The 5,857-nt window shown below is 68.8% G+C and carries 4 protein-coding genes and 1 pseudogene; 4 read left to right on the top strand and 1 reads right to left on the bottom strand.

The genetic code is table 11. The features are described from left to right. The 3 genes from FV228_RS18540 to FV228_RS18530 form a co-directional block, all read left to right on the top strand. A partial coding sequence (locus FV228_RS18540) for a FliI/YscN family ATPase (RefSeq protein WP_147855972.1) occupies positions 1–933 on the top strand: 933 nt, incomplete at its 5' end. A gap of 149 nt (positions 934–1,082) precedes the next feature. Then, positions 1,083–1,490: a flagellar export protein FliJ gene (gene fliJ / locus FV228_RS18535; protein WP_147855971.1), complete on the top strand. Its 408-nt coding sequence runs from the start codon at positions 1,083–1,085 to the stop codon at positions 1,488–1,490. A 197-nt stretch (positions 1,491–1,687) separates the two neighbouring features. Continuing rightward, positions 1,688–2,749, top strand: a complete 1,062-nt coding sequence (locus FV228_RS18530) for a lysylphosphatidylglycerol synthase domain-containing protein (RefSeq protein ID WP_147855970.1) — start codon at positions 1,688–1,690, stop codon at positions 2,747–2,749. Positions 2,750–3,228: 479 nt separating this feature from the next. Here the strand turns inward: FV228_RS18530 and flhA are convergent, their stop codons facing one another. Beyond that, positions 3,229–5,388 (bottom strand): flagellar biosynthesis protein FlhA, encoded by a 2,160-nt coding sequence (gene flhA, locus FV228_RS18515; RefSeq protein WP_147855968.1) that lies wholly within the window; start codon positions 5,386–5,388, stop codon positions 3,229–3,231. Between the two features lie 227 nt (positions 5,389–5,615). On the opposite strand from flhA, the pseudogene FV228_RS18510 reads away from it, so the two are divergent. Further along, a pseudogene (locus FV228_RS18510) lies at positions 5,616–5,857 on the top strand (hypothetical protein); the annotation flags it as partial.

The following is a 5,857-nucleotide window of genomic DNA, read 5'->3' as shown; positions in this document are numbered from 1 at the left end:
CCGCCCCCCGCCCATGCCCGCACCCGGGTCGGCGGCCCGCTGGATCTCGGGGTCCGGTGCATCAACACCTTTCTGACCATGTGCGCCGGCCAGCGGATGGGCATCTTCGCCGGCTCCGGCGTCGGCAAGTCGGTGCTGCTGTCGATGCTCGCCCGCTACACCGCCGCCGACGTGGCGGTGATCGGCCTCGTGGGCGAGCGCGGCCGCGAGGTTCAGGAGTTTTTGCAGGACGACCTCGGCGCCGCCGGCCTCGCCCGCTCGGTGGTGGTGGTGGCGACCTCCGACGAGCCGGCGCTCATGCGCCGCAACGCCGCCTACGTGACCCTTTCGGTCGCCGAGCACTTCCGCGATCAGGGCGCGAAAGTCCTGTGCATGATCGATTCGATCACCCGCTTCGCCATGGCCCAGCGCGATATCGGCCTCGCGGCGGGCGAGCCGCCCACCGCCAAGGGCTACACCCCGACGGTCTTCTCCGAGCTGCCGCGCCTGCTGGAGCGCGCGGGACCCGGCGTCGGCCTCGGCACGATCTCGGCGCTGTTCACCGTGCTGGTCGAGGGCGACGACCACAACGAGCCGGTGGCGGATGCGGTCCGCGGCATCCTGGACGGGCACATCGTCATGGAACGGGCCATCGCCGAGCGCGGGCGCTATCCGGCGATCAACGTGCTGCGCTCGGTCTCCCGGACGATGCCGCGCTCCTGCGATCCGGCGTACCTGCCGATCGTGCGCCGGGCCCGCCGGGTGCTCTCCACCTACGCCGACATGGAGGAGTTGATCCGCTTGGGCGCCTACCGGGCGGGCGCATCCCAGGAGGTCGACGAGGCCGTGGCGCTCATGCCTCAGCTTGAGGCTTTTCTGGGGCAGGGTAAGGAAGAAGCAACGTCCATCGGCGATGGTTACGCACGGCTTAGCCAGATCGTCGGCATAGCCTAGGCATCATGCAGCGAAGCGGTAACCGCTTGGGTGTATTCGATGATGCGGAACTAGGGTCTGAGCAGGTTCGCGTTCGCGATCCTGTTTGGGGCATGGCCCGGGCATGGTCCTTGGCGCGGCCCTGAGCGTTGCGTGGAGTGAGCGTCCCAATGAAATCGCGTGACACGCTGATCCGGCTGCGTCGCTTCCAGGTTGATGAGAAGCGGCGGCGTGTGACCCAGATCGAGATGATGATGGCGGACTTCCAGCGCATGGCGGTGGAACTCGACCGCGAGGTCGCCGTCGAGGAGGCGCGCGCGGGCATCACCGATGTCGGCCATTTCGCCTACCCGACCTACGCCCGCGCCGCCGCCGGCCGACGGGACAACATGCGCCAGTCCGCTCAGGCGCTCGAAGGCCAGCTGGCCGAGGCCAAGGCCGAGCTCGGCGAGGCGTTCGAGGAACTCAAGAAGGTCGAGATCCTGAACGACCGCGAGCGTACCGCGGAGCGCGCCGCGGAGGCGGTCCGGGACCAGGCCGCGATGGACGGAATCGGGCTCAACCGCGCCCGGGGCTGACGCGCTCGCCGGCCGCACGCGCACCCACGCGTTGCATCCTCTTCTGCGGCTCGCTCGCAGGGTCCGTGTGTGATGTGCCGGCAACGCGGCACGAAACCGTCACGATCACCTGACAAGGGAAATCGGGATGGCCTCGATCCGCTTGCGGCGCGTTGCATGGCGGCGCATCAGGGGCTCTCCCCGGGGCGTCGGTGTACATGAAGAAGCTCAGCGATTTCATCTGGCCGTTGATCGGCCTCGCAGCGGTCGTGATATCGGGCTATTTCCTCTATCAAGAGTTGAAGACGACATCGCTGGCGGCGATCTGGTCCGCGATCCTGGCGATCCCGCCCCACCGGATCCTGCTCGCAGCACTCTCGACCCTCGTGGCCTACGCCGCGCTCGCCTGGTACGACCGGATCGCGCTGCTGCACCTGGGCGTGCACCACATCTCGTGGCTGTTCGTCTCCCTCTGCTCCTTCACCACCTACGCCCTGTCGCACAACATCGGCGCCTCGGTGTTCTCCGGCGCCCTGGTGCGCTACCGGGCCTACACGGCCAAGGGCCTCTCCGCCGCGCAGGTCGCCGTGCTGGTGGCCCTGTGCTCCTTCACGTTCTTCCTCGGCACGATCCTGCTCGGCGGCTTCACCCTGGTGGTGGATCCGAACCTGCTGACGCGCCTCGAGGGCAGGCTCCCCGGCTTCCTCACCGACCCCAAGACCGCCCTGGTGGTCGGCTTCGGCATGCTGGGCTTCGTGGCCCTGTACGTGCTCGGCTCGATCCTGCACATGCGACCGCTGCACATCCGCGCGTTCAAACTGGAATATCCCCGCCCCGGCATCATGGCCCGCCAGCTGCTGGCGGCACCGCTGGAGCTTCTGGGCGCGGCCGGCATCATCTATTTCGCGCTGCCGGATGCGATGAACCCCGGCTTCATCCCGGTGCTCGCGATCTTCCTGGCCTCGTTCTCGGTGGCGCTCGCCTCGCATGCCCCCGGCGGCCTCGGCGTGTTCGAGATCGTGTTCATCACCGCGATGCACATCACCGACGACGCCCAGAAGGACGCGATCATCGCGGCGGTGATCATCTTCCGGATCTTCTACTTCTGGATCCCGGCGCTGATCTCGGTGATCGTCGTGGTGCTCTTCGAACGCTCCCGCCTCGCCGCCGCCATCGGTTCGCCCGCCGCGGTGCCTTCGACCGTGCCGGAGCCCCCGGTGGTCGTGCCCGGGCTCGACGCGCACGAACTGGAGCGCGAGCTGAAGCAGAAGGCGGTCTGAAGCGGGGCCTTCCGCGCAGCGGCGACCGGATCCACACTTCTTTCCCGAACGCCAAGGTTCGGAAAGAAAGCTGCTTTTCCCCTTTCCCTTGCGGGGAGGGGTCAAGGGCGGGGGTGGTGCAGGATCGAGCGCGGCGGTGCCTTCTGCGCCACCCCAACCTTCAACTCCTCCCCACAAGGGCTTCGGCCTACCCAGTTTTGAGGCAACGGCGCTGCTGCAGGCCGCGACGCGCTCCCTCTCCCGTGCGGGAGAGGGTTGGGGTGAGGGATGCGCCCTCTCCGGACAAACCTGTCCCCTCACCCTGTCCCTCTCCCGCACGGGAGAGGGGACCCGCGCCTCCTCCACTAGGGGCTGGACCACGGCTCTGACTGACACCTGTATGGCCCGTAGCCGCAGAGGGGCGGAGGGAGAGCCGCGGATCGGGCCGCTCATCGTCCTTCAGCTGCGACGTATGAACCCTCACGCGTCCGCCGACCCGCTCAGATCGACCCCACGGTGCGCAGCCGCGCCCGCGGGTGGATCTCGGCCTGGCTCATCACCGGGGTCTCCCGGCGGAAGCGTTCGATGATCGAGCGCACGAACGGCCGGGATTGCGCCGAGGTCACCAGCACCGGCATCTCGCCCTGGCGGGCCGCGGCCTCGAAGCGGTCGCGGACCGCGGTGACGAACTCGCTGAGCTTCGAGGGCTGCATCGCCAGGTAGCGCTCCTCGCGCTCGCCGACGATCGATTCCATGAAGGCCTGCTCCCAGGCCGGCGACAGGGTGATGATCGGCAGGGTGCCGTTCTGGTCCTGGTACTGGGCGCAGATCTGCCGGCCGAGCCGGGCGCGGACGTGCTCGACCACGTCGCGCGGGTTCTTCACCGCGCCCGCCACCTCCGCGATGCCCTCCACGATGGCCCCGAGGTCGCGGATCGACACGCGCTCAGAGAGCAGGAACTGCAGCACCCGCTGCACGCCGGTGGTCGAGATCTGCGAGGGCATGATCTCCTTGAGCAGCTCGGCGTGCTCCTTGGGCAATTCGCGCAGGAGCTTCGAGACCTCGACATGGTTGAGCAGCTCGGAGACGTGGGCCTTGATCAATTCGGTGAGGTGGGTCGAGACCACGGTGGCGGCGTCCACCACCGTGTAGCCCTTGAGCTGCGCCTGATCGCGCAGGGACGCATCGATCCAGGTCGCCGGCAGGCCGAAGGTGGGCTCCAGCATGTGCTGGCCGGGCAGCTGCACCTGGCCGCCCATCGGGTCCATGGCCATGAACTGCCCCGGGAAGATCCGGCCGGTGCCGGCCTCGATCTCCTTGACCCGCACCACGTAGGAGTTGGCATCGAGCTGGACGTTGTCGAGGATGCGCACCGACGGCATCACGAAGCCGAGTTCCGCCGCGAGCTGGCGGCGCAGGGCCTTGATCTGATCCGTGAGCCGGTCCTGGCCCTCGCCGTTGACCAGGGCGAGCAGCGCGTAGCCCATCTCGAGCTTCAGGTCGTCGAGCTTGAGCAGGTCGGTGACCGTTTCTTCCTTCGCCGTGGCCGCGGCCGCGACGGCCTTGGCGTCCATCGGGACGCCCTCCGCGTCCAGCGGGGGGGCCTCGTTGGCCGTCTTGTTGGTGCGCCACGCGGCGTAGCCCGCCCCGCCGCCGAGCAGCAGGAACGGCAGCATCGGCATGCCGGGCAGGAGTGCGATCAGGAACATGACGGCGGCCGACATGCCGAGCGCCTTGGGATAATGCGCCAGCTGCTTGCCCAGCGCCTTGTCGGCCGAGCCTTTCACGCCCGCCTTCGAGACCAGGATGCCGGCCGCGGTCGAGACGATCAGGGCCGGGACCTGGCTCGCCAGCCCGTCGCCGATGGTGAGCAGGGTGTAGCTCTTGGCGGCGTCGCCGAAGCTCATGCCCTGCTGGGCCACGCCGATGACGATGCCGCCGACCACGTTGATGAACGTGATCAGCAGGGCCGCCACCGCGTCGCCGCGGACGAATTTCGAGGCGCCGTCCATGGCGCCGAAGAACGACGATTCCTCTTCGAGGGCGGAGCGGCGGGCCTTGGCGACCTTCTCGTCGATCAGTCCGGCCGAGAGGTCGGCGTCGATCGCCATCTGCTTGCCGGGCATCGCGTCGAGGGTGAAGCGCGCCGCGACCTCGGCGATGCGGCCCGAGCCCTTGGTGATGACCACGAAGTTCACGATGATCAGGATCGCGAACACGATGATCCCGATGACGAAGTTGCCGCCCATCACGAAGTTGCCGAACGCCTCGATGACGTGGCCGGCCGCCGCCGTCCCTTCGTGGCCGTGGCCCAGGATCAGGCGGGTCGAGGCGAGGTTCAGCGCCAGCCGCAGCATCGTGGCGATGAGCAGCAGCGTCGGGAAGACGGTGAATTCCAGCGGGTTGTCGATCGACAGGCCGGTCATCATGATCAGCACGGAGGTGATGATCGAGACCGCCAGCAGCAGGTCGAGCAGCACCGCCGGCAGCGGGAAGATCAGCACCGCCAGGATGCCCATGACGCCGGTGGCGAACATGAGGTCCGAGCGCTTGGACAGCGCGTGGAGGTCGCCGCGGGTGGGGAGCGCGAGCTGACTCAGGACCGATGCGGCCCCGCCGAAAGACCCGCCCTTGACCGGCGCATTCGCCGTCTCCGCCATCGCGCTCGATCCATCCCGCGTGCCCGCGGGAAATCCCGGGAGCGCACCCGGCAAGATCTGCCGAGCGGATGGTTAGCGCGCCGTTAAGAAACCTCGGGGTGCGGGCGGGAACCCGCACTGCGTTCGCCACTTGATCGGGGGGCGATCAGGTCGTCCCGGCGGCCGGGCGGGATGCCCGCTGCCGCCTCACGGAACCGGGCGGCAGCCCGTCGATCGAGAGAACGTCTATGGCCGCCCGCGTCCTCACCGCCCTGTTCGACGAGTACGACACCGCCACCACCGTGGTCGAGCAGCTCGAGGCTGCGGGGATCCCGCACGGCGCTATCAGCATCCTGGCGAACCGCGCCGAGCCGACCGTGCGCCGGGACGAGCCCTTCGCCGAGCCCCAGCTCGACGTGGTCGACCCGGTGGACGCGGCCGGGACCGGGGCCACCGTCGGGACGGTCCTGGGCGGGGGCGCCGGGCTGCT

Source organism: Methylobacterium sp. WL18 (assembly GCF_008040015.1).
GTDB lineage: Bacteria > Pseudomonadota > Alphaproteobacteria > Rhizobiales > Beijerinckiaceae > Methylobacterium > Methylobacterium mesophilicum.
This window is presented reverse-complemented; position numbering and strand designations above follow the sequence as displayed.